The sequence below is a fragment of the Microbacterium oxydans genome (genome assembly GCF_000956405.1).
GTDB classification, from domain to species: domain Bacteria; phylum Actinomycetota; class Actinomycetes; order Actinomycetales; family Microbacteriaceae; genus Microbacterium; species Microbacterium oxydans_C.
In genome coordinates, this window is record NZ_JYIV01000026.1 from 85763 (window position 1) to 111810 (window position 26048).

At 68.8% G+C, this 26048-nt stretch carries 26 protein-coding genes and 1 tRNA gene; 11 read left to right on the forward strand and 16 right to left on the reverse strand.

Going from position 1 to position 26048, the window contains the following annotated elements:
* Nucleotides 1–105 precede the first annotated feature (105 nt).
* Nucleotides 106–633: a hypothetical protein gene (locus RN51_RS09935; protein WP_156149156.1), complete on the forward strand. Its 528-nt coding sequence runs from the start codon at nt 106–108 to the stop codon at nt 631–633.
* 54 nt (nt 634–687) lie between these two features.
* Here RN51_RS09935 and RN51_RS09940 read toward each other — a convergent pair.
* Nucleotides 688–761 (reverse strand) — tRNA-Gly (locus RN51_RS09940).
* Between the two features lie 102 nt (nt 762–863).
* Here RN51_RS09940 and dcd point away from each other — a divergent pair.
* Both dcd and RN51_RS09950 read left to right on the forward strand, forming a co-directional pair.
* Complete coding sequence (gene dcd, locus RN51_RS09945) at nt 864–1469, forward strand: dCTP deaminase (RefSeq protein ID WP_045263886.1); 606 nt, start codon at nt 864–866, stop codon at nt 1467–1469.
* A 1-nt stretch (nt 1470) separates the two neighbouring features.
* The gene (locus RN51_RS09950; protein ID WP_156149157.1) at nt 1471–1980 is read left to right on the forward strand and encodes a hypothetical protein; all 510 of its coding nucleotides are present in this window, start codon (nt 1471–1473) and stop codon (nt 1978–1980) included.
* Here the strand turns inward: RN51_RS09950 and RN51_RS09955 are convergent.
* Genes RN51_RS09955 through RN51_RS09970 form a run of 4 tightly spaced genes read right to left on the reverse strand, consistent with a single transcriptional unit; the run spans nt 1977 to nt 6929 of the window.
* A complete protein-coding gene (locus RN51_RS09955; protein ID WP_045263888.1) occupies nt 1977–3743 on the reverse strand; it encodes a glycoside hydrolase family 9 protein in 1767 nt (588 codons plus the stop codon). The two genes, RN51_RS09950 and RN51_RS09955, sit on opposite strands and share 4 nt — an antisense overlap.
* Before the next feature lies 1 nt (nt 3744).
* Nucleotides 3745–4662: a carbohydrate ABC transporter permease gene (locus RN51_RS09960; protein ID WP_231579271.1), complete on the reverse strand. Its 918-nt coding sequence runs from the start codon at nt 4660–4662 to the stop codon at nt 3745–3747.
* Between the two features lie 14 nt (nt 4663–4676).
* The gene (locus RN51_RS09965) at nt 4677–5591 is read right to left on the reverse strand and encodes a carbohydrate ABC transporter permease (protein WP_045263890.1); all 915 of its coding nucleotides are present in this window, start codon (nt 5589–5591) and stop codon (nt 4677–4679) included.
* 57 nt (nt 5592–5648) lie between these two features.
* Nucleotides 5649–6929 (reverse strand): ABC transporter substrate-binding protein, encoded by a 1281-nt coding sequence (locus RN51_RS09970; RefSeq protein WP_045263891.1) that lies wholly within the window; start codon nt 6927–6929, stop codon nt 5649–5651.
* Between the two features lie 251 nt (nt 6930–7180).
* Between RN51_RS09970 and RN51_RS09975 the strand changes: the two genes are divergently transcribed.
* Nucleotides 7181–7948, forward strand: a complete 768-nt coding sequence (locus RN51_RS09975; RefSeq protein WP_045263892.1) for a GntR family transcriptional regulator — start codon at nt 7181–7183, stop codon at nt 7946–7948.
* Here the strand turns inward: RN51_RS09975 and RN51_RS09980 are convergent.
* From RN51_RS09980 to RN51_RS09995, 4 genes are read right to left on the reverse strand one after another with little or no spacing between them, the layout of a single operon-like run.
* Nucleotides 7938–8876: an N-acetylglucosamine kinase gene (locus tag RN51_RS09980; protein WP_231579272.1), complete on the reverse strand. Its 939-nt coding sequence runs from the start codon at nt 8874–8876 to the stop codon at nt 7938–7940. The two genes, RN51_RS09975 and RN51_RS09980, sit on opposite strands and share 11 nt — an antisense overlap.
* Nucleotides 8873–9889 (reverse strand): SIS domain-containing protein, encoded by a 1017-nt coding sequence (locus tag RN51_RS09985; RefSeq protein ID WP_045263893.1) that lies wholly within the window; start codon nt 9887–9889, stop codon nt 8873–8875. Before RN51_RS09985 ends, RN51_RS09980 begins: the two co-directional genes overlap by 4 nt.
* 28 nt (nt 9890–9917) lie before the next feature.
* Nucleotides 9918–11864 carry a primary-amine oxidase gene (locus RN51_RS09990; RefSeq protein ID WP_045263894.1) on the reverse strand — a complete coding sequence of 649 codons (1947 nt, stop codon included), beginning with the start codon at nt 11862–11864 and terminating at the stop codon, nt 9918–9920.
* A gap of 34 nt (nt 11865–11898) precedes the next feature.
* A complete protein-coding gene (locus RN51_RS09995; RefSeq protein ID WP_045263895.1) occupies nt 11899–12936 on the reverse strand; it encodes a Gfo/Idh/MocA family protein in 1038 nt (345 codons plus the stop codon).
* Nucleotides 12937–13144: 208 nt separating this feature from the next.
* On the opposite strand from RN51_RS09995, the gene RN51_RS10000 reads away from it, so the two are divergent.
* From RN51_RS10000 to RN51_RS10020, 5 genes are all read left to right on the forward strand, one after another.
* A complete protein-coding gene (locus RN51_RS10000) occupies nt 13145–14419 on the forward strand; it encodes an ABC transporter substrate-binding protein (RefSeq protein ID WP_197073228.1) in 1275 nt (424 codons plus the stop codon).
* A gap of 70 nt (nt 14420–14489) precedes the next feature.
* The gene (locus tag RN51_RS10005) at nt 14490–15374 is read left to right on the forward strand and encodes a carbohydrate ABC transporter permease (protein ID WP_045263896.1); all 885 of its coding nucleotides are present in this window, start codon (nt 14490–14492) and stop codon (nt 15372–15374) included.
* Nucleotides 15375–15383: 9 nt separating this feature from the next.
* On the forward strand, nt 15384–16298 hold the full coding sequence (locus RN51_RS10010; RefSeq protein ID WP_045263897.1) for a carbohydrate ABC transporter permease: 915 nt from the start codon (nt 15384–15386) through the stop codon (nt 16296–16298).
* Nucleotides 16299–16341: 43 nt separating this feature from the next.
* The gene (locus RN51_RS10015; protein WP_045263898.1) at nt 16342–17718 is read left to right on the forward strand and encodes an aldehyde dehydrogenase family protein; all 1377 of its coding nucleotides are present in this window, start codon (nt 16342–16344) and stop codon (nt 17716–17718) included.
* Nucleotides 17706–18185 carry a hypothetical protein gene (locus RN51_RS10020; RefSeq protein WP_045263899.1) on the forward strand — a complete coding sequence of 160 codons (480 nt, stop codon included), beginning with the start codon at nt 17706–17708 and terminating at the stop codon, nt 18183–18185. The genes RN51_RS10015 and RN51_RS10020 overlap by 13 nt, the downstream gene beginning before the upstream one ends.
* Nucleotides 18186–18188: 3 nt before the next feature.
* Here the strand turns inward: RN51_RS10020 and RN51_RS10025 are convergent, their stop codons facing one another.
* Both RN51_RS10025 and RN51_RS10030 read right to left on the reverse strand, forming a co-directional pair.
* Nucleotides 18189–19220: an FUSC family protein gene (locus RN51_RS10025; protein ID WP_045263900.1), complete on the reverse strand. Its 1032-nt coding sequence runs from the start codon at nt 19218–19220 to the stop codon at nt 18189–18191.
* A 43-nt stretch (nt 19221–19263) separates the two neighbouring features.
* Nucleotides 19264–20121 carry an alpha/beta fold hydrolase gene (locus RN51_RS10030; protein WP_045263901.1) on the reverse strand — a complete coding sequence of 286 codons (858 nt, stop codon included), beginning with the start codon at nt 20119–20121 and terminating at the stop codon, nt 19264–19266.
* A gap of 72 nt (nt 20122–20193) precedes the next feature.
* Here RN51_RS10030 and RN51_RS10035 point away from each other — a divergent pair, with 72 nt between their 5' ends.
* Complete coding sequence (locus RN51_RS10035) at nt 20194–20838, forward strand: TetR/AcrR family transcriptional regulator (RefSeq protein WP_045263902.1); 645 nt, start codon at nt 20194–20196, stop codon at nt 20836–20838.
* Nucleotides 20839–20908: 70 nt separating this feature from the next.
* On the opposite strand, the gene RN51_RS10040 is transcribed toward RN51_RS10035, so the two are convergent.
* A complete protein-coding gene (locus RN51_RS10040; protein ID WP_045264034.1) occupies nt 20909–21631 on the reverse strand; it encodes a hypothetical protein in 723 nt (240 codons plus the stop codon).
* A gap of 118 nt (nt 21632–21749) precedes the next feature.
* Here RN51_RS10040 and RN51_RS18700 point away from each other — a divergent pair, with 118 nt between their 5' ends.
* Nucleotides 21750–22337, forward strand: coding sequence for a MarR family winged helix-turn-helix transcriptional regulator (locus RN51_RS18700; protein ID WP_231579273.1), 588 nt, complete (start codon nt 21750–21752; stop codon nt 22335–22337).
* Nucleotides 22338–22372: 35 nt separating this feature from the next.
* Here the strand turns inward: RN51_RS18700 and RN51_RS10055 are convergent, their stop codons facing one another.
* From RN51_RS10055 to RN51_RS10070, 4 genes are all read right to left on the reverse strand, one after another.
* Nucleotides 22373–22924, reverse strand: coding sequence for a hypothetical protein (locus tag RN51_RS10055; protein WP_156149158.1), 552 nt, complete (start codon nt 22922–22924; stop codon nt 22373–22375).
* A 99-nt stretch (nt 22925–23023) separates the two neighbouring features.
* The gene (locus RN51_RS10060) at nt 23024–23941 is read right to left on the reverse strand and encodes a cation diffusion facilitator family transporter (RefSeq protein ID WP_045263905.1); all 918 of its coding nucleotides are present in this window, start codon (nt 23939–23941) and stop codon (nt 23024–23026) included.
* Nucleotides 23942–23989: 48 nt separating this feature from the next.
* Nucleotides 23990–25396, reverse strand: coding sequence for an MFS transporter (locus RN51_RS10065; protein WP_052674672.1), 1407 nt, complete (start codon nt 25394–25396; stop codon nt 23990–23992).
* 84 nt (nt 25397–25480) lie between these two features.
* Nucleotides 25481–25990 (reverse strand): DUF3253 domain-containing protein, encoded by a 510-nt coding sequence (locus RN51_RS10070; RefSeq protein ID WP_045263906.1) that lies wholly within the window; start codon nt 25988–25990, stop codon nt 25481–25483.
* Between the last annotated feature and the right edge of the window lie 58 nt (nt 25991–26048).

Genomic DNA, 26048 nt, shown 5'->3' on the forward strand with positions numbered 1-26048 from the left:
ATTCGGATGGGATGCTTCGACGCGGCCTCAGCGGGTACGCTCGGGATTCACTCCGCGGCCAGCGCGCCGTGCGGGGTGAGCATGCGGAGCGGAGGGGGAAGCGACGTGGCGGACGATTCGATGGCAACGCTCATGGCCGCCATTGGCTGCATGGCTGACTGGCGTCTCGTGCGGACCTTCACCTGTGAGGTGGTCGTCCGCGAAGAATGCGGTCGTGTGGAGACGTTCGAGATGCACGCCGAGCCGATGCACTCCTCGTATTCGCTGGTGAACACGACATCGGGCATCGAGGAGTCCTATGTCGATGCCAGCCGCACTATCGTGACCGACGGGATGCAGGTCGAACGGATGCCGAATGCGCTGCTCACTGAACCACTGCCTGCGCGGCTCGCATTCCCGATGGCGCTGCCCATCTGGAGCCGACGCCATGACTTGTACCGCATGACCGGGGCAGAGCGAGAAGGAGATCTGGTCACGGTGGCGCTGGAACACCGGACCAACCCTGCGCGATCCGGCACCCTGACCGTCGACCTCGACCGGAGCCTGGCCGTCAAGATCAGTGCTCCGACACTCGGGATCGAGTATCGGAGCATTGTGCCTGCGCGTAGTCGCTTCGGAACGGCGCGAGCTTAGAGCCTCGTTTCCTCCCCGTCGCTGACCTGGCAGTCGAAGTCGGTGGCTCACACGTGGAGGGGCTGACGGGAATCGAACCCGCGCTGTCTGCTTGGGAAGCAGAAGTTCTACCATTGAACTACAGCCCCGTACCCGCATCCGAGGAGCGGGCGAACGCCAGCCTACCCGTCCGGTGCTCTTTGGCCAAAGCAGGCACGGCGTCGGAAGCCCGTGGCAACTAGGCTGGTGCCGTGCTTCTCAGCGACCGCGACATCAAGGCAGAACTCGCATCCGGCCGCATCGGCCTCGACCCGCGTGAAGACGGGATGATCCAGCCGTCGAGCATCGACGTGCGTCTGGACCGGTACTTCCGCCTGTTCGACAACCACAAGTATCCGTTCATCGATCCGTCGGTTGACCAGCCGGAGCTCACGCGCCTGATCGAGGTCGACCCGGACGAGCCGTTCATCCTGCACCCTGGTGAGTTCGCGCTCGGGGCGACGTTCGAGCAGGTCACGCTGCCCGACGACATCGCGGCGCGTCTCGAGGGCAAGTCGTCGCTGGGACGCCTCGGACTCATCACGCACTCGACGGCGGGCTTCATCGATCCCGGCTTCACGGGGCACGTCACGCTCGAACTCGCGAACGTCGCGACCCTGCCCATCAAGCTGTGGCCGGGCATGAAGATCGGTCAGCTGTGCTTCTTCCGGCTCACCTCTCCCGCCGAGAACCCCTATGGATCCGGCCCCTACGGCAACCGGTACCAGGGACAGCGCGGACCGACGGCCTCCCGGTCGTTCCAGAACTTCCATCGGACGGATGTCGGTACCACCGATGTCGGAGCAGTCGGAGGCTGAGATGACGGACGTCAGCGGCACGCAGCCGGAAGAGCCCGTCTCCCCGGAGGAGACACCCTCGGCGGATGGGCTCGACCTTCCGGACGAGTCGCTGGTCCCGCCCGCTGACGTGGTGATCCCGCCGCCTCCGCCCGAGATCCCCATCCCGGACGGGCTGCTGACTCCGCCGCCGTCTGATCTGCCGCCCGACGCCGCGACGTCGGACGCCTCCGCGCTCGACGCGGTGATCCCCCCGCCGGCGACGCGTCGCGCCGACCGTGCTCGCCCCACGCCTGCCATCCTCGAGGGCGAGCCGCCCGCTGCGGTGGCCGATGGCTGGGCGCTGCCGTCCGTCGCGCCGGAGGAGCCGACGTCGGGCGGCTACCGCGTGCTCACCGTCGTGATCTTCGCGTTCCTGTTCCTGCTGCTCGTCGCCGCGATCATCGTCGGCGTGTACCTGCTGAACACGACGAGTTTCCCGTTCGCAGACGCGGATGCCGCCGCGACGCCTTTCCTCAGCGGCGTGCTCTAGTCGGGACGTCCCGCCCGGCTCTCCGATGCCGCTCCGGTCGCGCTGACGGCGAGGAGGAACCAGGCCGAGTGGGGGATCCACTGCTCCGCCCACCGCCACGAATCGGGCCTCTCGGCGGTGTCCGGTGTCAGGAAGGCGATGCCGTGCTCGTCGTCGGGGTGACTCGTGATGCCGTTCACGATCCCGCCGGGGAGGTTGGGGAAGTCGGGCGTGTACTCGACGTTGTGGCGTCCGCGGCCCTGCAGCATGCACGCGTCGAACGGGTTGCGTCCGAGGACCCAGTCCACCTGATCGGAGGCGAACCTGCGCAGGCGCGACGCGAGTTCCCGGTCGCATTCGGGCAGGCCGGCGACCAGGAGAGCAGCGAAGGCGAGAGAGCCGAGGTTGGCGTTCTCGCCCTGCCACCAGTACCCGGTGTCGTTGTCGTGCGGGAAGAAGAAGGCGTCGCGCGTCTCACCGGAAAGCGGCTGGATGCGCTGGCGCGGGTAGCCGAACGGGTTGGGCACGGCGGCGGTGCGCTGCAGCAGATCTCCCATCACGGTGACCGCGAGCTCCCGGGCGGCCCCGGCGTGTCGGGCGTCCGGAACGAGGTCGACGTACCGCAGCAGAGCCACCACCGGCAGCCCGCCCTCGACGGCGGAGAAGAACGGGCGCCCATCCTCCCAGGCCTCGAACCAGCCCGGTTCCCCCGGAGAGGTGCGGTAACGGTCGATGAGGGCAGCCGCGCGCCGATCGGCTGCGGCGGCGAACCGCTCCCGGTCGTCATCGGCGGTGGCCACGAGCTCGGAGGCGGCGAGCAGCGCGCAGTAGTCGTCGACGATCGACTCGGAGCTGCCCGTCAGTGCGCCCGTCTCCAGGTCGAGCCCGAACAGGTAGTCGGCATTGCGCCGCTCGAGGTCGTCGAAGGCCCCGACGGCCGCCGCGAGGTACTCGGCATTCGTGAAGTCGCCGTGCTCCCGTTCGCGTGAGGCGCGCGCCAGGGCGGCGATCGCGAGACCGCCCCCGCCGCGGTACGAGGCGCGATACCGATCGGTGCGCACGCACTCCGGCAGGGGCGCGTTGATGACCCTCTCGTCGAGTCGCTTGGTGAGCGCGTCGAAGATGCCGCTGTAGAACGCCCCATCCGGTGCGCGGAAGCGCACCAGGAAGTCTGCGCCGAACAGGGCCTCGTCGCGCAGCCTGGCGCCCAGAGCGCGATGGAACCGAGGGTGCAGCGTCGCCAGCTGATCCCGCGCCTCCAGGAACGCCCATGCGCACAGCGGGATCTGCTGCGGGCTCATGGTCGGCGAGTAGGTCAGGTGGCTGAGGAACTTGCTGGTGTCACCCGACGCATCCAGCCAGCCCCCTCGTGCGTCCACGGTGACGCCGGAGTCGTCGCCGTAGAGACGAGCGGCGGCGTCCTTCCGCTCGATCTCGCCGCTGGATCGACCGGCCTTGAACGCGAACAGGATGTCCGACAGGGTGCCGGCGGCGACGCGCTCCTCGCCGATCGTGAACGGCTCGGACGAGACCACCTGGTCGTCGACGGCGGCGACGATCCGATATCGGCCCTGGGCCTCGACGTGGTCGAAGTCGACGCGTGCGAAGGCGCCGGTCTTCCACGCATCGACCTGTGCCGCCGGTCGGGCCTCGAGGTGCACGCGGGAGTCGTCGTCCAGGGACAGCAGCTCGACGCGGGGAGTCGCCCCCGGCAGCGACATCTCGATGAGCGCGGACTTGGGTGCCCCGGCGTCGTAGCCGAGGTGCGAGGTGAGGATGCGCATGTCAGCCCTTGAGGGCTCCGGCGAGAACGGCATTCTCCATCTTCTCCGCGAAGACCGCGTACACGAGATAGGCGGGGATCAGCGTGATGAGGATTCCGGCCGCGAGCACGCCGTACTGGGCGGCGTTCGCGATCGAGAGCGTCGGCAGCGCCACCTGGGCCGTGCGCAGCGACGCCTCCGGTCCGATGATCACGAGCGAGAAGAAGTACTCGTTCCAGAACGACAGGAAGTTCAGGATCGCGACGACCGTGAGGGTGGGGATGGCGAGCGGCACGTAGACCGACCACAGCACCCTCAGCGGGCCCGCCCCGTCGAGCAGAGCGGACTCCTCGAGCTCGGCCGGCACCGCACGCATGGCCTGGGTCAACAGGATGACCGTGAGCGGCATGGCCGATGCGGGCAGGAAAAGGATCAGGAACTCGCGGGTGTGGAACAGGCCCATCATGATCGACAGCAGGACGGTCGGCACCAGGGCCGCGAATCCGGGGATCAGGAACCCGAGCGCGAACACCCTCTCCACCATCTGGCCGACGGCGCCCTTCGCCCGAGCCAGCGCGAACGCCGCCGGGACGGCGAGAGCGAGCGTCAGGATCTCCGCGCCGACCGTGATGTACGCGGAGTTCAACAGCGCCGTGCCGAGTGAGGCCTGCGAGAAGGCGAGGCCGAAGTTGTCGAACGTGAGCGGCGTGAACGGGGAGAAGGGCTGCGTGAAGATGTCGGTGTTGTGCTTGAACGCCGAGATCACGAGGTAGTACAGCGGTGCGGCGAGCAGCACCACGTACAGCCAGACGCCGGCGTGGGCGAGGTACTTCATCGGCCCCGTGCGGGCGAGCGCGCCGCCTCGTGACCGACGACGAGCGGCGGGACGTGCCTGACGAGAAGACGGGAGCGGGGTGGCGGGTGCGGTGACGGTGGTCATGCGGGCGGGTCCGATCAGTACTTCTGCCGGAACGCCCGGCGGATCACGAGGATGCCGGCGACGCCGACGATGAACAGCACCACGGCGACGGCCTGGCTGTAGCCGACCTTCGACTGGTTGAAGGCGAAGTCGTAGACGAGGAAGGACAGCGTCGCGGTGGCATTGCCGGGGCCGCCCTTCGTGAGCAGCAGCACGACGGCTGCGGAAGAGAACAGCGTCCACAGGAACTGCAGCATCGTGACGACGCCCACGAACTCGCGGCACATCGGCCAGGCGATGCTCCACATGCGACGGAAGTGTCCGCAGCCGTCGATCTCGGCGGCCTCGAAGACCGAGGCATCGATCGAGTTGAGCCGGGCCGCGAGCATGATGGCGGAGACGGACATGCTGCACCAGATGGTCACGATGATGATCGCCCACATCGCGCTGTCGCCGTTCGCGAGCCACGGCCGGGCGAGCTGGTCGAGGCCGATCGCATCGAGGAAGCCGTTGATCATGCCCTGCGGGGCGAAGACGCCGACGAAGACCATCGCGAGCGCCGACGCGGACAGGAGCACCGGGGTGAACATCAGCGCGCGCACGAATCGGTGTCCGCGCGGCTTGAGGTTCAGGTAGTAGGCGATCATGAACGCCCCGACCACGACGATCGGGAGGGTGACCACAAGCTGGAGGACGGTGTTCCAGGTCGCGAGCCACACCACGGGGTCGTTGAACAACCGGGCGAAGTTGTCGAGTCCTGCCGGCGTGCGCGGGGCGATGAGACCCCGCCAGTTGACCGTAGAGAAGTAGAAGAGGCTGACCAACGGTCCCAGGGTGAAGACGAGGAACCAGAGCAGCGCCGGAAGGGTGGCCGACAGCTGCACGAGCTCGCCACGTCGTCGGGCCTTCGCGCGTCGGAGGGCGACGACGTCGGGGGAGTATGCGGTCATGGGGGGCTCCAGCGGTGAGGAGGGCGGTCCGGCACGAGGCCGGACCGCCCTGGCGGCTTACTTCGCGGCGGCGTAGATGTCGTCGACGGTCTTGCAGATCGTCGCGGCGTCGGTGCCGGGCGTGAACGCGATCGAGGTCGCGCGGTACATCGGGTTGGAGACGTCGGCCGGCACGTAGATGTCGGGCATCACCGGGAAGTCCACAGCCTCGGGGAGCTCGGTGAGCGACTGCGCGAGGAGGGGTGACGTGACGCCGGAGGTGTCTCCGCCGAAGTCGGCGACGGGGATGACGCCGCCCTCGTCGAGGATGCCCTTCAGCACGTCGTCGCCGTACATGTAGGTGATGAGCTTCTCGACGGCGTCGATCTTCTTCTCGCCGTTCGGGCTGATCCACCATCCGGCCGAGGTCGAGCCGCGGTAGGCGAGAGGCTTGTCGAACGGTGCTCCGTCCGCGACGGGGAGACCGCCGAGCACGGTGGCCGCGGCGAGCTCTTCCGATGCCGCCGGGTATGCCCACGAGCCGAGCGGGGCGATCGCGGCCTGGCCGTCCATGTAGGCGGCCTGCGCCTGGTCGGCGGTGTAGCCCTCGACGCCGTCGACGAAGACGCCGGCGTCGCGCAGCTCGACCAGCAGCTCGATGCCCTTCATCGCACCGGGGTTCTCGCAGGTGTCGCCCTCGGCGTAGACCTGCTTGGCCTCCTCGGTGGAGAGGAACATCTCCAGGAACTGGAGGAAGATCTTCTGCCCGGACCAGTCGATGCCGCCGAGCACCACCGGGGCGATGCCGGCCGCGCGCAGCTTCTTCGCGGCGTCGACGAGCTCGTCCGTGGTGGTGGGAACAGTGTCGACCCCTGCCTTCGCCAGCAGGTCGGTGTTGTACCACCAGGGCCACGTGAAGCCGGAGTAGGGGAACGCGCGCACGTTGTCCTCGGCGTCGGTCCAGTCCACCAGCGCGTCGTCGGGCAGACGGTCGGCAATGCCCCACTCCTCGATGTAGTCGTTGACGGGGACGACGGCGCCGTTGATAGCCCAGTCGAGCTGCTTCTCGAGGAGTCCGACCAGCAGCACGTCGGCTTCTTCGCCGGCGAGGAGGGACGTCTCGTACACCTGGTTGAGGTTGTCGCCCGATTCGAGCACCTTGACCTCGATGCCCGTCTCATCGGTGAACGCCTTGAACGCGTCGAAGAGGGGCTTGTTCTGGGCCTGACTGGCCGTCCAGTTCGTCTGCACGACGATCTGGTCGGGCGATGACGATTCGCCGCTCGCGCAGGCGCCGAGAGTCGCGGCGAGCACGAACGCGGTGGCACCTGCCAGGGGGATGGACACGCGCTTCTGCACGGAGGACCTCCTTCTCGGCCGGCGGGGCGCCGGCGGTTCCTCGAATGGTACTGTCCCGGACTCAAAGTGGTCAATACTGGTATTTCTTCTCGTGATCAAACGGTGATGCTTCCGATCAGGCGGCGAGAGGCGCCAGCGTCTGCCTCAGATGCTCGGCGGGTGATCCAGAGGACTTGCCATGGTCATTACTGGTATGGTTCCGCGGTGCCGTGTACGGTGCAGAGTGGAAAGCCACTTCCAAGGGGGCAGGAATGACGAGCAGTATCAGTGAGTCGCCGATTCGCGCGGACTACCCGGAGCCGTTGTGGATCCAGGCCGTGAATCTCATCAAGGTCGAGATCTCGTCAGGGCGCCTCGCCGAAGGCATGCGGCTTCCCCCGGAGCGAGAGCTGTGCACGCAGCTCGGCATCAGCCGCGTGACCCTGCGCAAGGCGCTGCTGCAGCTGGTGGAAGAGGGTGTGCTCAGCTCGTCGCACGGCCGCGGCTGGTACGTCGCCTCCGCCCCGGTCGCGAAGGAGTGGCCGAACAGCCTGGAGTCCTTCAGCGAGACCGCGCGCCGCATGGGGCTGGAGGCGACCTCGATCGTCCTGCGCGCCGAGACCGGCCACGCGAGCCTCGACGAAGCGGAGGCCATCGGCGTCGCGCCAGGCACCCCGATCTTCCGCCTCGACCGCATCCGACTGCTCGACGGTGTGCCGATCGCTCTGGATGCCTCGGTCGTCCCCGCCGCGCTGCTGCCGGACGTGTCGAAGACGGACTTCGCCGTCGATTCGCTCTACGAGCTGCTCGATGCCGCAGGATCCGGCCCCGAGCGCGCCGACAGCACCATCGAAGCGCGCGAAGCCGATGCCCAGGCGGCCGAGTCGCTGAACGTCGCCGTGGGCAGCCCTCTGCTGGTGATGCGACAAGCCGCGCACGGCTCGGACGGGCGCGTGGTCTCGCTCTCGACCATCCGCTACGTGGGCGAGCGCTACCGCCTGCGGACGGTGTTCACCCGCGGTTCGGGTCCTACGCGCTGACGGGCGCGCCGCCGCCGAGCCGGTCGGCGAGGAACCAGGCTCCGGCGACCGGCTGCTCTATGAGGAGCACGAAGCGCAGATCGGGGTGCCGCTCGGCGAGCAGCACGCGAACCCCGTCGGCGAGACGCGGCTGAGCGGTGATCACACCACCGGCTGCCACCACATGAGTTCCTGAGGCGCCGCGACGACGCAGCTGGTCCACGAGGCGCACGAGATGCGCGGCCCCGTGCGCGACCACCTGAGCGGCCAGCGCCGAGCCGGCGTCTGCGGCGCGGAAGACCGCCGGTGCATGCGGTGCCCAGTTCGACATGGTGGGGTCGTCGTTCACCGCGCGGGCGAGTCTCTCGGCGTCGGCGACACCGAAGTCGGAGAGCAGAGCCCCCAGCAATCCATCGTCCGGATCGCCGTCGTCGTGAGCCAGCAACGCACTGCGCGCGGCTTCGCGCACCAGTCCTGCCGCCCCGGCTTCGTCACCGATCACCCAGCCCCAGCCGCCCGTCACGAGCGGTGTGCCGGACTCATCGGTTCCGACGCCGATCGCTCCGGTGCCTGCGATCAGCCCGATCCCGGCGTCGAGGCCGGCCGCCGGAACGAGAAGCGCCGCATCGTTGACGCAGCGCACGAGCGCATGCCCGTGCGCGCGCAGCGCCTCCTCCAGCCCGAGGGCAACCTCGGCGCGGTCGAGTCCCTGGGCGCCGATCGCCAGGGAGCGGATCGTCTCACCGGTGGGCAGGGCGCGGGCGAGGACATCGACCAGCCACTGGGCCGCAGCGTCGGCGGGTTCGGCATCCCACTCCGCCGAGCTCAGGACGACGTCCGCGACGACGCGACCACGAGCGTCCGTGGCGCGGACGGCGGCCTTGGTGCCGCCCACGTCCATGCCCACCGTCAGGCCCGACCCCGTCGGGATGCTGTCCGGCGTCGTCACTGCGACGCCCCGGCATCCACCTTCGTGTCGTCGTTGTGGAACACGAACTCCTCGATCTCCACCCCGCGCGCCTGCGCGACCTCGGCGACGATCCCCTGCAGGAAGAGCGCCTCGAGCACGGCCCTGGCGTTCGACGAGGTGTGCGGCAACCGCACCACCTCCAGGTCCGCCGCGCTCTCCACGTCGTCGGTGGTCACGAGCACGACTCGGTGCCCCGCCTCGCTGAGGGTCCGTGCGACCTCGTGCTCGCGCTCGCCGCCGAACAGCAGATGAGCGCCTTCACCGGCGGATTCCATCGAGCCGTGCAGGTACTGACGGGTGCCCATCGCGCTCGCGGGGATACGGGCGACCTCGCGGAAGAGCAGCGCCCCGGCCTCGGCCGATCCGGTGGAGGCGCCTCCACCGACGAAGTCCAGGCTCGGCGCCGAGGCGATCAGAGCGGCGGCACGGGAGGTCTGGGATGCGAGCACGCCCTCAGTCTTGCGGAACAGCGCCGCGAAGTCGTGCCAGGCGGGATCGATGCGGCCTCCGCCCCACGACTCGGCCAGCATGCTGACGGCGACGACCGTCGCGGTGTACCCGATGGTCGAGGCGTAGCTGTCGGGGATGGAGCCCAGGCCCACCAAACGGGTCGCCAGCGCGGACAGCGGTGACGGCACGGTGTTGACGACGCCGTAGCGGAGGTGCGCGGGGATCGTGTTCAGCGCGGCGATCGTCTCGCTGCTCCGGCCGCTTTGCGAGACGCCGATCACGGGGTGATCTCCGGTGGCGAGGGGCAGCGGGGTGTCTCCGGCATCCAGCCGCCACGCCGTGATCCCGCGCTTGCGCAGGTGCCAGACGGCGGGAGCCGTCGCCGCGAGGCTCGCGCCGATGCCGAGGAACAGGGGCCCGACGTCGCCGAGAGCGCCTTGTGCGGCGAGCTCGTTCACCTGCCGCTCGATGTGCGGGATCGCGGTCGCGAGGGCGTCCGCCTGCGCAGCGGTGGCTGCGGTGTAGCTGATGTATCCGTCCATGTCGTTCCTTGTGCTCGTGCGCGCCCGGTCAGTGCCCGGCGTGGTGGTCGTGGTGGTCCGGAGCGGACGCGCAGTGGCCGACGGCTCCGGGGATGTCGAGGGAGGGGTTGCGGCCGAAGAACCCGTGCGGCTTGAGCACGAACCCGGCGGTGTCGACCGGCATGATCGGCCAATCCTCGATGCGCGGGAAGTGCGTGAGACCGAACGTGTGCCACAGCACGATGTCCGTGCCGTCGATGGAACGGTCCGCCTTGACCCACTCGGGGATGCCCGCGCCACCCGGGTGCAGGTTGACGAAGTCGCCCGCCGGGTACTGCTCGCTCGGCTCGTATGCCGTGACCCACAAGTGCTTGGTCGTGAACGTGGCCCGCTTGTGGATGTCGGAGTCGGCGTCCGCGAGCAGCAGCGGCTTGCCCTCGGGGTAGAGCGTCCAGCCGACGGGCTCGCCGAGGCGGTTCTGCACCTCGGTGTTGCCGACGAACCAGACGCGCCCGGTCAGGTTGTCGGCGACGCGCTGCGCCTCCGACTCGCTGCGAAGGCGCGTGACCTGCTGCGTGAAGCCGGTGCCGTGCGGGTTCTGCGGGCCGCGCGGCACGGCGACCGCCTCGATCTCGTCGACCGCGTTGGCGAGACCGTCGATCGCGACGTCCAAACGTGCGCTGAACAGGTGCTGGTGGTTCGGGGCGCCGAGGCCCGGCGCGACCTCGGTCGCGAAGGGGTAGCCCTTGCCGGGGTAGGCCGAGGTGAACACGATGCCGGTGGCCTTGACCTCGAACTCGATCGTGCCGTCCAGGCCGAAGTACCAGTAGAACCCGTAGTCGTAGTTGCCCACGGTCATGAAGAAGCTGACGACGAGGCGGCGGTTGCGTCGCGTCTCGGACGAGCCGTTCCAGTTGTCGGAGTGCTTCCACAGCACCCCTGCGTCCTCCTCGTGGATGCAGATGGCCTGGCGGATGACGCGAGCATCGCCATCGTTCCCGGCGACGACAGCGTCGAGGTAGGTGATGTCGCCCACGCAGTCGCAACCCAGCTCGAGGGAGTTGGCGAAGCCGCCGAAGAGGTACTCCCCGCCGTCGAAGAAGTTCTGGAACCAGCGCTGCGGACTCGGGTCGCCGTAGGGCACGACCATCTCGGCGATCGACGCGCGGTACAGCACCGAACGCTGCACATCGCCGTCGGCGATCGAGACGTCGTGGAGCACGAGGCCCTCGCGCTGGTCGAACGAGACCTGCAGGCGCCACCCCGCCCAGTCGAGCACGCCGTTGTCGTCGATCGTGAAGCTCGGCCCCTCCGGCTGGGTGATCTCGATGGGTTTCAGGCCCTCGCGGTCGGGACCGCGCCAGGACTCCAGGTGGTAGTTGCCGTCCTCCTGCGGGACGGGCAGGTCCACGTAGTCGATCACGTCGAGCACCTCACCGCTGACGACGTCAACCATGACGGTCACGCCGTCGACGGGATGCGCCCAGCCGAGGTCGTCGGGAGCGCGCTGCACGAACGTGAAGCAGCGCTGGATGCGACGACCGCTCTCGTGGTCGGCGAGCACACCGGCCGAGAGCGGGTTCACCCGCAGCTGCGAGAGGTCGGTGAGGCCGCGCTTCGCCATCGCCGCGATCCAGCGCTCATCCTTGTGGACGACCTCCTCGACGTAGCCGAACTCCCGGAGCACCACCGGCACGGCGCCGTCGACCGTGGGATCGAGCGCGCGGGACGACACGACGACGCCCGACGACGGCTCGACCACCACGTCGTGCGAGAGTCCCGTCACCATGTCGATGAGGAAGCTCCGCACGAGCCGCGGAGGCACCTGGCCGGCGAACAGGCGGCGCTTGTCCGGTGCCGCCACGCCCACATAGGCGTAGTGCGTGTCCGGGGTCGCGATGCCGGCGGCCTCGAGGGCGGCGCGGTTCGCGGCGATCTCCTCGATGGTGAGGGTGGCCAGCAGCGCATTCGCCGCGGAAGGCAGGGTGTTCGTCATTCGTCCATCTCCTTGGGTGGGTGGCGAGGGGTGCTCAGCGCTCGAGGAGCACCGGCTCCCAGGTGCCGGAGCGCATGGCTCGGTAGCAGGCGTCGAGGATGCAGTTCACGACCCAGCCGTCCTCGAACGTCTCCATCGGTGTGGTCCCAGCGGCGTAGTGGTCGATGAAGTGCCGCATCTGCTGCGAGAAGCCGTAGGCGCGGGTCTCCTCCGGAACGGGGTGCACCCACCCCGTCTCGGAATCCGCCTTCTCCACCAGGTAGCCGGTGGGGGTGCCGAGGAAACCCCAGACCGGCGTCACCGACGTATCGGTCACGATCCGGCCCTCGGTTCCGCTGAACTCGTGACGGAGCTGCATCCCGCCCTTCTCCGCCCAGGAGGATTCGATGATCGCGAGCTGTCCGCCCGCGAACTTCAGGAGCGCGACGGCAGTGTCCTCGCCGGTGGTCTTGTCGGTGTGCAGCAGGGTCGATCCCCAGGCGAACGCTTCGATGACGGGATTGTCTTTGCCGAAGAAGTGCCGCGCCGATTCCACGGTGTGGCATCCCATGTCGAGCAGGGCGCCTCCGCCGGCGGTCTCGGTGTCCCAGAAGTGCGCGGCGTGCGGGCCGGAGTGCGCTTCGCGCGCTCGCATCGTCAGCAGATCGCCGATGCCGCCTGCCTGCGCCATCTCGTGCGCCTTCTGCACGATGGGGGAGAACACCGAGCTCTCGGCATAGCCGTGCCAGACGCCGGCATCCTGCACGATGCGCAGGATCTCGGCGGCCTCTGCGCCGGTGCGAGCGAGTGGCTTGGTGCAGATGATCCCCTTGCCTGCCGCTGCGGCGATCCGCACCGCGTCGACGTGCGCCTCGTTGGGCAGCGCGATGACGACGACGTCGATGTCGGGGTTCGCGCACAGCTCCGCGATGTCCGTGTAACTCTTCGGGCTGCGCCAGCGCGCGGCGAAGTCGGCGGCGCGGTCGGCGTCGCGGGAGAAGTTCGCCGCCAGCACGCCGTCGCGGACGTCGAGCAGAGAATCGGCGTACGAGTCTGCGATGAATCCGGAACCGAGGATGCCGACACGAATCACGGGAGTCTCCTTCGAGGGTGTTGTCCACAAGATACCACTTGTCTTATGAATGTCTAGCAGAGGCGGTGCGAGTACGACAATCCTGCAATTCTGCAAATACCTCTTGCTACCTCTTTGAGACCTATATATGCTGACCAGCACCGCGCGCCGCCGCAAAGGTGTGGCAGGTCGTCCCGAGACCGCGCGTCCTCTCAGAGAGAAGGTCATGATGCGTTCTGCCAGAGCACCACTCGCCGCCCTCGCCGTCACCACCCTCGCCCTCGGCCTCGCCGGATGCGCCACAAGCACGGGTGACGACCCCGATTCCGTCACTCTCACCCTGGGCACCTGGCGCACGGAAGACGCCACGATGTGGGAGAACGACATCATCCCCGCATTCGAGGCAGCCCACCCCGGGATCAAGGTCTCCTACGCGCCGATCGACACCAACGACTACAACGCCGCCATCCAGTCGCAGATCGACGGCGGCACGGGTCCCGACGTGATCATGTGTCGACCGTTCGACGTCAACCGCTCCTGGATCGACAAGGGATACTTCGAGCCGCTCGACGGACTCGACGCGATCGGCTCGTTCCCCGAGTCGGCGCTCGCCGCGTGGGAGGGCGACGACGGCACGCCCTACTGCGTTCCCGTGGCATCGGTGCTCGCCGGGTTCTACTACAACACCGCGATCTTCGACGAGCTCGGGTTGGAGGTACCGCAGACGCAGGACGAGTTCCTCCAGGTGCTCGACGCGATCAAGGCCGACGGTCAGTACGCCCCGCTCGCGCTCGGCAGTGCCGACGGCTGGCAGCTCGCCTACAACATGCTCTACCAGGTCGGCCCCAACGCGTGGAAGGGCGAGGAGGGGCGGCTCGGTCTCATCGACGGCACGAAGAAGCTGACCGACCCCGACTTCGTCGAAGGCTTCCGGGTCTTCGACTCGTTCAAGGACTATCTGCCCAAGGGATACGAGTCGATCTCCTACGAGGACATGACCCAGCTCTTCACGCTCGGCAAGGCCGCGATCCTTCCCGACGGATCGTGGCAGATCTCGCAGGTGACTTCCACTGGCCTCGATGTGGGCGTCTTCGGAGCACCGCCGGCCGCCGCGGGTGACCAGCGCTACCAGCAGGAGATGGCCGACATGGCCTTCGGTCTGAACGCCGCGAGCAAGGAGAAGGAGGCGGCGACCACGTTCCTGGAGTGGCTGGGCACGAGCGAGTTCCAGCAGCTGTACGTGAACAAGCTGCCCGGATTCTTCTCGATGGGGACCGAGCCCGTGAAGTACGAGAACGCGCTCGCGCAGCAGTTCGCCGATCTCAAGGTCGACGCCGAGCTCACCTCGCGCCTCGCCCTGGACCGGCTCAGCGCAGGTCAGCCGCCGCTGGACGACGAGATCTGGCGCGTCGCGCAGCTCATGTACAACAGCGGACTCTCGCCGGAGGACGCGACGGCCGAGCTGCAGGCGGGCCTCGACTCCTGGTACACGCCCGCGCCGTGACGCCCGGTCGGGGGCGGAGCACTCCGCCCCCGACCGCACCATCCGTTCTCCGCCGATCGAAAGACGACGCATGATCCGCACACCCGCCCGATACCGCCTGCTGGCGATCTTCGTGCTTCCCGCCCTCGTGGTCTACGTGGCCTTCTCGGTCTACCCGCTGATCAGTTCGGTGGTGCTCAGCTTCTTCGAATCCAGCGGCCAGGCGAGCGCCTTCGTCGGCATCGCGAACTACGTCGACCTGTTCACCAACCCCACCACCAGCGCCCGCTTCTGGAACGCTCTGGGCAACAACGTCGAGTTCTTCCTCATCCACCTGCTGGTCGAGCTGCCGATCGGTCTGTTGATGGCCGCCCTGCTCACGTCCGGTCGACTGCGTCGATCCGTCGGCGTCTACCGCACGCTGCTCTTCATCCCCGCCACCCTCTCGGTCGTGATCGTCGGCTTCATCTGGCGCCTCATCATCAACCCGCTGTGGGGCCTCGTCGAGTTCCCGCTGCTGGGCAACGAGATCACGGCACTCCCGACCATCTCCCTGATGTCGGTCTGGCAGTACATCGGAATCCCGATGATCTTCCTCTACACCGCGCTGCTGGCGATCCCCGACGACGTCATCGAGGCCTCCCGCATCGACGGCGCCGGCTCCTGGACCGCCTTTTGGCGCATCAAGTTCCCGCTCATCGCTCCGCAGTTCGGCTTGATCGTGATCCTCACCTACATCTGGACGTTCAACGGGTTCGACATCGTCTACGCCCTGAACGGCTCCGCCCCAGGACCCAACTACTCGACCGACATCCTCGGCACCTTCTTCTACCGGTCCTTCTTCGGTTCGAGCGGGCAGGTCGCCGATCTCGATCTCGGCGCCACGGTCGCCTCGGTGATCTTCCTCCTCATCCTCGCGACCACGGCTGCCTACTTCTGGCTCGTCCAGCGCCGACTGAAGACCTACGAGCTCTAGGAGCACACGATGGCCATCGACACCCGCCCCGCTCCGGACGCCCGGACCCGTCGCCCCGACCTCCCCTCCACCTCGCCGACGCGGCGACCTCGCCGCCGTGCCGGTGACGTGTTCGCCGGGGTTGGCGTGCACGTGCTGTTGATCGTGATGGGAGTCTTCTCGGTCGTCCCGATCCTCATCGTCCTCATGAACTCGTTCAAGACGACGCAGGGCATCTTCGGGTCGCCGTTCTCGCTCCCCGATGCCGAGACGTTCAACCTGCAGGGGTACGTCAACGTCTTCACCCGGGGCAACTTCCTGCTCAACTACCAGAACAGCCTGATCGTCACGCTCGCCACGATCGTGCTGACGATCGTGCTGGGCACGCTGGCGGCCTGGGCGCTCGTCGAATACAAGGTTCCGATCACGCCGGTGCTCGCGGGGTTCTTCGTCGTCGGCATCATGCTACCGATCCGTCTCGGCACCGTGCCGTTGATCAAGATCATGACGTCGTGGGGCCTCATGGACACGCTCGCGGCGCTGATCCTCGTCTACACCGCGATGCAGCTGCCGCTCGCGATCGCGCTCATGACCACGTACTTCCGGGCGGTGCCGAACGAGCTCAAGGAGGCTGCCCGCATCGATGGCGCGGGCGAGTGGCGCACCCTCGGGATCACGCTGCCGATCGTACGCGTCGGCATCGCTGCCGTGGCCTCGATCACGATGCTGCCGGTGTGGAACGACCTCTGGTTCCCGCTCATCCTCGCGCCGAGCAAGCAGAACCAGACGGTGACCTTGGGCGTGCAGCAGTTCGTCGGGCAGTTCCAGAGCGACTATCCGGCCCTGCTCGCCTCGCTCACGATCGGCGCCGTGCCGCTGGTCATCCTGTTCGCGGTCTTCTCCCGGCAGTACATCGCCGGTCTCACCAAGGGCTACGGCAAGTGACCGTGCCCGTTCCGTCTCCGTCCACCGACCCCAGGGAGTGCTCATGACCATCGCCACGATCGATCCGACGACGGGAGAGCTGGTGCGGGAATTCGCACCCCACACCGCAGCGGAGGTGGAGCGGATCCTGTCGACAGCGGAGGCCGCGAACGCGCTGATGGCGCGGACGACGTTCGCTCAGCGCGCGGAATGGATGCGTCGGGCCGCCGATCTGCTCGATGCCGAACTCGAGCATGCTGCCGGCCTCGCCGTGCGGGAGATGGGCAAGACGATCGCCACCGCCACCTACGAGGTGACGAAGTCGGCCAACGGGATGCGCTGGTACGCCGACCACGCGGAAGCCTACCTGGCCGCGGAGGAACCGGTCCCTGCGGCGTCGGTCGGTGCGTCGTCCGCACGGGTGGTGTTCCAGCCGCTGGGTACCGTGCTTGCGGTCATGCCCTGGAACTACCCCTTCTGGCAGGTCATCCGCTTCGCCGCGCCCGCGCTCATGGCGGGCAACACGGGGCTGCTCAAGCACGCGTCGAGCGTTCCGCAGACCGCTCTGTATCTGGGAGAGCTGTTCCTGCGGGCCGGCTTCCCTGAGGGTGCTTTCCAGACGCTGCTGCTCGAGGGAGCAGCCGCGTCCGCCCTGCTCGAGGATCGTCGCATCCGTGCTGTGACGCTGACCGGCTCGGTGGGAGCGGGTTCCGCGGTCGCGGCTGCGGCCGGCCGCAACATCAAGAAGAGCGTGCTGGAGCTCGGGGGCACGGACGCGTTCGTGGTGATGCCCTCGGCAGACGTCGCCCGCTCCGCACGGTTCGCTGCGCTCTCGCGCACGCAGAACAGCGGGCAGTCCTGCATCTGTGCCAAGCGCTTCTTCGTGCACGCCGATGTCTACGATCAGTGGCTCGACGCGTTCATCGCCGAGATGGGGGAGATCTCCACCGGAGACCCGATGGTCGACGGCACCGGATTCGGCCCCATGGCGACGGCGCAGGTGCGTGCGGATGCGCATGAACTGGTCGAGGATGCCATGGCGAAGGGCGTGACGGTCCGGCTCGGCGGTGTGCTCCCCGAAGGGCCTGGGTGGTTCTACCCGGCGACCGTGCTGACGGAGGTCACACCGGAGATGCGCATCTTCCGTGAGGAGTGCTTCGGGCCCGTGGCGTGCGTGTACCGCGTGGCGTCCATCGACGAGGCGATCGAGCGGGCGAACGACTCGGACTTCGGACTCGCCGCGGGGGTGTGGTCGGCGGATCCGGACGAGATCGACCGGCTGCAGACGGAGCTCGACTTCGGGAGCGTCTTCGCCAACGGCAACTCCGCGTCGTTCTTCGGGTTGCCGTTCGGCGGTGTCAAGGACTCCGGGTACGGGCGCGAGCTGGGCTCCTTCGGCATCCGCGAGTTCGTGAACGCGAAGACGGTGTGGACGGCCTGACCCTCGGCGTCACTCCACGGCAGCCCCGACGGCGCGGACGGTCGTCCGGCGTCGTCGGGCATGTCGCCGCGGCCGCGGCGATGGGCGCTCTCATGGTGCCCGCCATCGCAGAGGGGCACGCCTCGCTGGCCGGCATCGGCGTGACTCTCGCCTTCTTCGGCTGGGCCGCGGTCGCCGGCGCGAGGGGCCGTGTGCGAGCCGCGGCTCCCGGTGCGGTCGGCGACCCGTTCGCGATGGGACTGCTCATGGCGGTGCCCTATCTCGCGCTGGTCTTCGCCGGGCACGGGCATGGATCGCAGACGGCAGCGACCGGCGGCGGCGCGATGCTGCTCGGCGTTGCAGTGGTGGGGGGATGGGTGCTGCTGCGTCGGCGCAGCGCCCGCGTACCCGGGGCGGAGCGGTTCGGCTTCGTGTGGTGCTTCCTGATGCTGCTCGCGATGCTGCTGGTGATGAACCTGCACAGCTGAGTGTCAGGCGCGCTTCGGCGTCTGCCTGCGGCGGAGGGCCGCCGACGCGACCGCGACGACTGTGCCGACAGCGACCCCGATCACGGTCTCGATCGCCCGGTCCTGCAGCAGCATGTCGACGGGGGTGGGTGCGGCCAGGTGCACCATGAGCAAGGCCAGCGGGGTGATGAAGACCATGGCGATGCCGTAGTTGCGGCCGACGAACAGCTCCGCGGCGGCCTGCAGCGCGACCACGAGGGCGATGACAGCGAGCGGCGGGAGGTCGATCGCGAGGATCCCCGCCGCGACGAGCACTCCGAGCAGCGTGCCGACGAGGCGCTGGATGCCGCGGATCACGCGGGCGTTGAGTTGAGGACCGCTCACCGCGGCCACGGCGCCGACGGCCGCCCAGTACCAGTGCGAGTCCATGATCAGCAGTCCGGCGAAGCCCGCGCCCAGGATGGCGACTCCCACCGATGCGGCCATCTCACCCGCGATCGGGCCGACGGGCTGCAGGGTCTTCGGCGGCACGTCGTCGGTGCTGCGGGTGAGGACGCCGATGAGGGCGGTGACCGCGAGGCCGAACAGCACGCTCGGGCCGCCGACCAGCAGCACGTCGCCGAACGACGCGGCGGTGGCGGGGATGGTCGCGCAGGCGCCGACCGCGAACACCGGGAACAGTGGCCCAGGAGGGTGCCATCGCATCGTGTAGGCGAGCAGGGTGACGGCCGACGCGATGACCGCGACCACCACGATGCTGACCGGGGCCGGTGCGGCGAGGACCGACAGCGCCGTGCCGACGAGCATCGAGGCGAGGATCACGCCACCGGCGCTCGCCTGCATGCGGATGCGATCGCGGAACACGTCGTGGCGCCCGTACAGGGCGGCGAAGGCTCCGAAGCTCGCATAGATGCTCAGGTCGAGACGGCCCAGCGCCCACAGCACGAGAAGCGGCACGGCCACGCTGACCGCGGCGCGCAACGCCACTCGGTGGTCGCCGCGGTGCGGCTCGACGCGCAGAACGCCGGTCCACACCCTTCCCCGCGAATCCGCCACCGATCCAGCCTACGTCCGACTCCGGATCCGACCCCGCGGTGTCTCACGCGGCGAGCTCGCCTGTGGCCAGCGCGATGACGGCAGCGAGCGTCGCATCCGCCGCCAGCACCCTCGTGTGCCCCTGGCCCTCGGTGCGCACCAGGCGCGACCGTGCGCCGTGGGCGTCGTGCAGGCGGAGCGAATCGTGGTCGGGCATCCTCCGGTCGCCGCGGTCGTGCACCACGAGCAGGGCGGTCTCGGCGGGGAGAGGATGCTTCACGGCGTCGTATCGTGCGGTGACGGCGGACTGATCCATGTGCAACCTCCTGCGGAATCGCTTCGACAGACGGGCCGTCGTCGCGGCGTCGAGGTGCAGGTCCGCGGCGAACTGTGTGAGGAAGGCCTCCGGGGCGGCGGCTCCCGCGATCGCGGCGACTGCGGGAGAGGGCACGGTTGAACGAGCTGCGGTCAGTGCCGCCAGGGCTCCGAACGAGTGGCCGACGATCATGGTGAACGGCCCGTGCTCGGCGTGCAGCTGCTCGGCGGCGTCGATCCAGTCGCGGATGTCGGTGCTACTCCCGGACGACGAGCCGTGCGCGGGGGCGTCGAACGCGATCACGCGGAACCCTTCGGAGCGCAGTTCCCGCACCAGCGGCGCGAACTGCGAGGCACGCCCTCGCCACCCGTGCAGGAGCAGCGCGGTGCGCGGTCCTCTGCCCCATTCGTAGGTGACGACGTCATGGCCGCGCACCGTGAGCCGGCCGCGTCGGGCGTCGGCGTGTGTGGGGGCATCCGCCTCGCTCACCGGCATCCGCGGCGACGTCGTGAAGAACAGTCGATAGGCGATGTTGCCGGCGAGCGTCGGGGAGACGGCGGCGGCGAGATGGATGCTGCGGACGAGCAACGCGGGCACGGACGGCATGAGGCTCCTTCGCCAGAACAATACGAACGATCATACGTATATTAGGCGAACGATCGTTCGTATACTAGGCGCATGACCGAGAGCGGCGTCCTGGACGGACGGAGGGCACGTGGCGATGCATCGCGCCGCATCGTGCTGCAGAGCGCGACCGACCTCGCATCGGTCGAAGGGCTCGACGGACTGAGCATCGGGCGACTCGCCGAGGCCTCCGGGTCGAGCAAGAGCAGCATCGCCACGCTGTTCCAGAGCAAGGAGGGGCTGCAGCTCGCAACCGTCGCCGCCGCCCGCGAGATCTTCACGGCGCGGATCGTCGAGCCGGCGCGAGTTCATCCGCGCGGTGTGCACCGCCTCGCCGCGCTCCTGCGCAACTCGCTGACATATTCGCGGGATCGGGTGTTCACCGGCGGGTGCTTCTTCGCGGCGACCGCGGCCGACGTCGACTCGAAGTCCGGACCCGTGAGCGATGCAGTGCGGTCGGCGCTGGTCGACTGGTACGGCTACGTCGAAGCCCAGCTGCGTCGCGCCGTGGATGCCGGGGAGGTCGAGGCCGACCCCGAGGTTCTCGCGTTCGAGCTCGTCGCCCTGAACGAGGAGGCCAACTCGCGCTCGCTGCTGCTGGACGACGACCGCCCCTACGCGATCGCTGCCGCCGCGATGCGGGCGCGGCTGCGTGCTGTCGGCGCGGACGAATCGGCCGTGGCGTTGCTGGATCTCTGACTCTCGAGCCCGGAGAGCACGGAACGCCCCACCCGAGTGTCGGGTGAGGCGTCTCGCAGTGTTGCGGGGGTCAGGCGTCGCGACCGCGGGCGAAGCCCGCATCGAAACCGCGCTCGAACGAGTGCTGGGCGATCCGCTCCGCACGTTCTGGACCATGACCGCGGTGGCCGTGGGTGCTGCGTCCGGCGTGTCCAGGGTGTCCGTGTCCGCGGTCGTGACCGCGGTGGCCTGCGCCGGGCTCGCCATGGCGGCATCCGTGCTCGGCGTCTGCAGCAGGGCCGAAGCCGAAGCCACGACCGAAGCCGCGTCCGAACGGGTGCCCGAATCCGCGGCCATGGCGGGACCCGTCGAAGCCGCGCCGGCGCCCGCGGGGAAGAGGGGTCTCCTCGTCCCAGCCGAACGCACGGGCGATCTTCTCGAGCGAGGCGAGCGTGGTGGCCATGTCCTTAGGGGAGACGGCTTCCTCCACCTTCGTGCGGATGTCGTCGACGATGGCGCCGAGGCGTTCCTTCGCCGCACGGCCGTCGTCCGTGAGCGTCCAACCCTCGGTCTTGCGAGAGACCCAGCCGCGCTCGACGAGTCGGTGCAGCTTGTGGCCGTTCAGCGGGCGGTCGAACGAGGCGGTGCCGTCGACGATGTTGAGAGCGCGCCAGTCGCGACGACTCGCGTGCTCGCCCTCGAAGGCGGTGGCGAACTCGGCCGCCATCAGACGGTCGACTGCCTTCAGCCAGTAGCCGAAGGGGCGGGAGGTGTTCTGTGTGTCAGGGGTGTTCTGTGATTCGGAGGTGTTCATGTGAAGTCCTTTGGTTGAGATGATCTGATTGTCACTGTGCATGTATATGTCACTGTGCATGTACATGTAGTGTGACATGAGGTTCTGATGCATGTCAAATCGCATGTAAAATCGACCCATGGCCACCGAACAGAACGATCCCGCCGAAGCCATCGCGCAGGCGCTGTCCCGTCTGCGCGGACGACGTCCCGGCGAGCGCGGCCCGGGGGGAAGAGGCGGTCGCGGTCACGGCGGCCCCCACGCGTGGCAGGGCGGCACGCACGGCGGCCCCGATGAGGGACACGGTGGCGACGATCCGCACGATCACTTCGCCCATCACCGCGGTCACCCGGGGATGCCCCCGTGGATGGCCGATCCCTCGGGACGCCTCGGCGGCCCCGCCCGCATGCGGATGCTCGAGGCGCTCGCCGCCTCCTCCGCCCCGCTCAGCGTCAGTGACCTCGGCGCGGCGATCGGTGTCGACCAGCCCCGCGCATCACGGCTCGTTCAGCAGGGCGTCGAACGCGGATTCGTGCGCCGCGAGGCCGACCCCGACGACGCGCGGCGCACTCGCATCGCGCTGACCGACGAAGGACGCCGCCTCGCCCGCGGTATGCGTGGCGAACGTCGCGAGATGCTCACGGCAGCACTCGCCTCCTTCAGCGAGGAGGAGCGCGTCGAGCTCGCCCGACTGCTCAACAAGCTCGCCGACAACTGGCAGCGCTGAGCACGCGGAGCTGAGGAGGCAGCGCTGAAGGGGCGCTAGCGGCGGAGGGCTCCGACGCCGGCGGCGACGTCGATCACGGAATCGACCGGGATCGCGGTGTCCGCCGATGGCGAGAGCAGCATGCCGGTGGCCACGATGGTCACCGTGCCGCGGGGTGAGAGCAGCTGGACCGACCCCACCTCGCCGAGAGTGTCACCCTCGCCCAGCAGCAGCACTCGTCCGTCGAGAGTCGCAGCGCGTGGATCGTCGATCGCCCCCGGGAGCGTGCTCAGCTCGTCCGCGCTCCAGGTGGTCTCATCGATGCCCACCGCGAGGGATGCGTAGTCCTCGAGGGCGGTCGACGCCGACGCCACCGCGTCGTTGACCCAGACACAGGTGGTGCCCGAGGCGTCTTCCGAGGAGTCGTCGGGAGAGAACGCGAACCCTGCAGTGATCGGCGCGGCGAGCGGCTCGATGTCCGCGCAGGTGATGACGGTGTCCGTCGAGTCCGCTGGTGCCGCTGTCGGTGCGCCGGCGTCGTCGGACGGTGCGGAGGTCTGGTCGGCGGGAGCGGAGGAGCAGCCGGTGAGCAGCAGAGCAGTGGTCACGGCGAGAAGGCTCAGGAGCGGGGGAGTCGTCGGGCGCACAGCCCCGATCCTGCCACACCTCGCTTGTCCGGTTCTCGCGGTCGCACGGCCGGCGCAGCCTCAGCTCGAGGCGAACCCGACGGATGGCTCGTCGTCGACCGACAGCGACAGCACGGCGGTCTCGACGGCGTCGTGCTGCTCGATCCGCTGCTCCAGCTCGCGCAGTCGGAGTGCCACGTCGTGCTCGCGGGCGTCGCCGGCGAGATCGACCTCCGCCACGATGAAGAGGCGATTCGGTCCCACGTACTCGATGTGCAGGTAGGTCACGCGCTCGATCTGCGGCAGCCCGAGCAGGGCGTTCCCCACCCGCGCTCGAAGCTCCGGTGCGGCGGTCGCGCCCACGAGGAAGGCGATGTTCCGCCGGATCAGGATGATCGCCACCACCCCGAGCAGGATGCCGACGAGGATCGATCCGATGGCATCCCAGGCGGCGACGCCCGTGATCTGGTGGAGGAGGATCGCGCCGCCGGCGAGCACGAGTCCGATGAGCGCGGCGGAGTCCTCGAAGAACACGGCGCGCAGTGTGGTGTCGCTCGTCTCCAGCACGAAGTCCCAGGTCGACGAGCCGCGCTCCTTCGCGAGGCGGCGCGACTTCACCATCGCCTGCGTGAACGACGCCCCCTCGAGCACGAACGAGATGTCCAACACGATGTAGGCGACCAGCGGGCTCTCGACCGGACCGGTGTCCGACAGCTCCTGGATCCCGTGCATGATCGACACGATGGACCCCGCCGTGAAGATCCCAAAGGCGGCGATCAGCGACCACACGAAAGCGTTGCGCCCGTAGCCGAGCGGATGCCGCGCGTCCTTCGCCTTCGATCCGCGACGGTCGGCGATGAGGAGGAACACCTCGTTGCCGGCGTCCGCCCACGAGTGCGCTGCCTCGGCCACCATCGACGCCGACGAGGTGATGATCGCCGCGACGGTCTTCGCGATCGCGACGAGGATGTTGGCGAGGAAGGCGAGGATCACGGTCACGCGGTCAGGCTACTCCCGCGCCGCGGCTCACGGCTTCCGCAGCGCTTCTCAGCGAGGCGCCTTCACCGGGAGCAGCAGCAGGAAGCCCGCGAGGAGCACCAGCACGATGCCGAGGATGCCGAACGCCGTCTGGCTCGTCATCACGATCAGCAGCGTCCAGGCGCCGGAGGCCATCCAGCTCGCGGCTCGACCCGTCGTGGCATAGAGGCCGAAGATCTCGCCCTCGCGTCCGGCCGGGGTCACCCTGGCGAGGAAGGATCGTGCGGCCGCCTGTGCGGGGCCGACGAAGGCGCAGAGGATCAGGCCGCCGACCCAGAACACGATCGCGCCGGCGTCGCGGAGGAAGAACACCGCGAGACCTGCGACGATCATCGACCCGATCGAGGCGAGGATGATCCGCTTCGGTCCGAGCCGGTCGTCCAGCCGGCCGGCGGCGATGGTCGAGACGCCGGCGATGAGGTTCGCGACGATCCCGAAGACGATGATGTCCTGCGCGCCGAACTTGAACACCGCGGTGCCGATGATCGCCCCGAAGGCGAACACGCCGCCCAGCCCGTCGCGGAAGACCGCGCTCGCCAGCAGGTACCAGAAGGTGGGCCGCGTCTCCTCGTTGCGGTAGAGGTCTGCGACGTCCTTCACCAGCAGCGGGTACGAGGCGAAGAAGCCGACCTTGCGATCGGGGCGGCCGAGCGACGGCTCCGGCACGTTCAGGAAGATCGGGATGCTGAAGACGATGGCCCAGACGGCGCACCCGACGGCGATCAGCCGGTAGGCGAGCCCGTTGTCGGTCGACATGCCGAACCAGTCGAAGGTGTCGAGCACCACCACGATCACGAGCGCGATGATGCCACCGAGGTAGCCGAACCCCCAGCCCATGCCCGAGATGCGACCGACGTTCTTCGGGTTCGCGATGCCGATGAGCATCGCGTTGGAGTTCACCGCCGCGATCTCCTGGAACACCGTCGCGGCCGAGATCAGGGCGACGCCCAGCCAGAACAGGCTCGGCATCGGCTCGACGAACCAGAGGCCGAGCATGCACAGGATCAGCGCTCCGGTGCCGATCCCGAGCCAGAGCTTCTGACGGCCCGCCGCATCCGCACGCTGACCGAGAACCGGCGCGAGCAGCAGGATGCCGAACGCCGCGATCGTCGAGCCGAGACCGAGTCCGGACGCGAGGTCCGCCTCCGCGGCGAGTCGGACCGGATCGTCCACACCGAGGGACGCGACCTCGGGCGGGAGGAATCCCTCGCCGACGAGATAGAGCGCCGTGAACACGAACGTGAGGATGACGGTGTTGAAGGGCTGCGTCGCCCAGTCCCACAGTGCCCAGGAGTAGACCTGCTTCTTCGGGGCGGGCGCCTCTCCACGCAGGTCCAGTCCGACGACGGCCACGGCGCCGCTGTTCGCTGTCGCCACGGGCTCGGGCACGGCGCCGTGCCCCTCGGTTTCGCTCATTCTCGAAGTCTGGCGGTGCCGGGTGAACGCCCGGTGACGGCGCGCCGCGCGGTGCGTGGCGGAGACGCGGTGGCGCGGGGTCGGTCAGAGGGCTGGTCCGCGGCGGATGCGGACGGGGCCACGGGCCTCGTCGATGCGGACGACCTCTCCCTTCTGCGTCACGACGATCTCGCCGCCGTCGGCCAGGGCCGCGGCCACACGTCGGACGTCGGACATCCGAGAACGCCACGACTCCCCGCCGACAGCGCGCGCGACATCGCTCGGACAGATCGACGACTCCGAGCGTTTGCGGGTGAGTGCCCGGATCGTGGCGGCGATCCGGTCGTCGGCCGCCTCAGCGGACGGGTCCTCCCACCAGGGCGCGCCGCGTTCGCCGAGTGCGGTCTTGGCGTCATGCACCCGGCGTCGCGCATCGTCAGCCGAGGTCTTCACCGCTCGCCGCGCGGCCATGAGCTCGTCCACCAGCTCCTGGCGCAGGGTGTCCGGGATCGAGGGGTCGGTCGCACGCCAGCGCCGCCCGTCCACGACGATGTGGTGCCCATCCGCCGTGCGCTCCGGCCCGGCATCCGCCGCCGACGACTCCTTGCTGCTCATGCGGGCAGTCTGCCGGTGTCGGGCCGTACTCTCGACCCCCTTGACGCCCGCCCCGGCG

Coding starts and splice junctions, on each gene's coding strand:
- RN51_RS10005 (WP_045263896.1), top strand. CDS start 14,490: ATGATCCGCACACCCGCCCGATACCGCCTGCTGGCGATCTTCGTGCTT.
- RN51_RS10070 (WP_045263906.1), bottom strand. CDS start 25,990: ATGAGCAGCAAGGAGTCGTCGGCGGCGGATGCCGGGCCGGAGCGCACG.
- RN51_RS10065 (WP_052674672.1), bottom strand. CDS start 25,396: ATGAGCGAAACCGAGGGGCACGGCGCCGTGCCCGAGCCCGTGGCGACA.
- RN51_RS10030 (WP_045263901.1), bottom strand. CDS start 20,121: ATGCCGTCCGTGCCCGCGTTGCTCGTCCGCAGCATCCATCTCGCCGCC.
- RN51_RS10040 (WP_045264034.1), bottom strand. CDS start 21,631: ATGAACACCTCCGAATCACAGAACACCCCTGACACACAGAACACCTCC.
- RN51_RS10010 (WP_045263897.1), top strand. CDS start 15,384: ATGGCCATCGACACCCGCCCCGCTCCGGACGCCCGGACCCGTCGCCCC.
- RN51_RS09985 (WP_045263893.1), bottom strand. CDS start 9,889: ATGGACGGATACATCAGCTACACCGCAGCCACCGCTGCGCAGGCGGAC.
- RN51_RS09955 (WP_045263888.1), bottom strand. CDS start 3,743: ATGCGCATCCTCACCTCGCACCTCGGCTACGACGCCGGGGCACCCAAG.
- RN51_RS09950 (WP_156149157.1), top strand. CDS start 1,471: ATGACGGACGTCAGCGGCACGCAGCCGGAAGAGCCCGTCTCCCCGGAG.
- RN51_RS10000 (WP_197073228.1), top strand. CDS start 13,145: ATGCGTTCTGCCAGAGCACCACTCGCCGCCCTCGCCGTCACCACCCTC.
- RN51_RS18700 (WP_231579273.1), top strand. CDS start 21,750: ATGGCCACCGAACAGAACGATCCCGCCGAAGCCATCGCGCAGGCGCTG.
- RN51_RS09975 (WP_045263892.1), top strand. CDS start 7,181: ATGACGAGCAGTATCAGTGAGTCGCCGATTCGCGCGGACTACCCGGAG.
- RN51_RS09965 (WP_045263890.1), bottom strand. CDS start 5,591: ATGACCGCATACTCCCCCGACGTCGTCGCCCTCCGACGCGCGAAGGCC.
- RN51_RS10035 (WP_045263902.1), top strand. CDS start 20,194: ATGACCGAGAGCGGCGTCCTGGACGGACGGAGGGCACGTGGCGATGCA.
- RN51_RS09960 (WP_231579271.1), bottom strand. CDS start 4,662: ATGACCACCGTCACCGCACCCGCCACCCCGCTCCCGTCTTCTCGTCAG.
- RN51_RS09990 (WP_045263894.1), bottom strand. CDS start 11,864: ATGACGAACACCCTGCCTTCCGCGGCGAATGCGCTGCTGGCCACCCTC.
- RN51_RS10015 (WP_045263898.1), top strand. CDS start 16,342: ATGACCATCGCCACGATCGATCCGACGACGGGAGAGCTGGTGCGGGAA.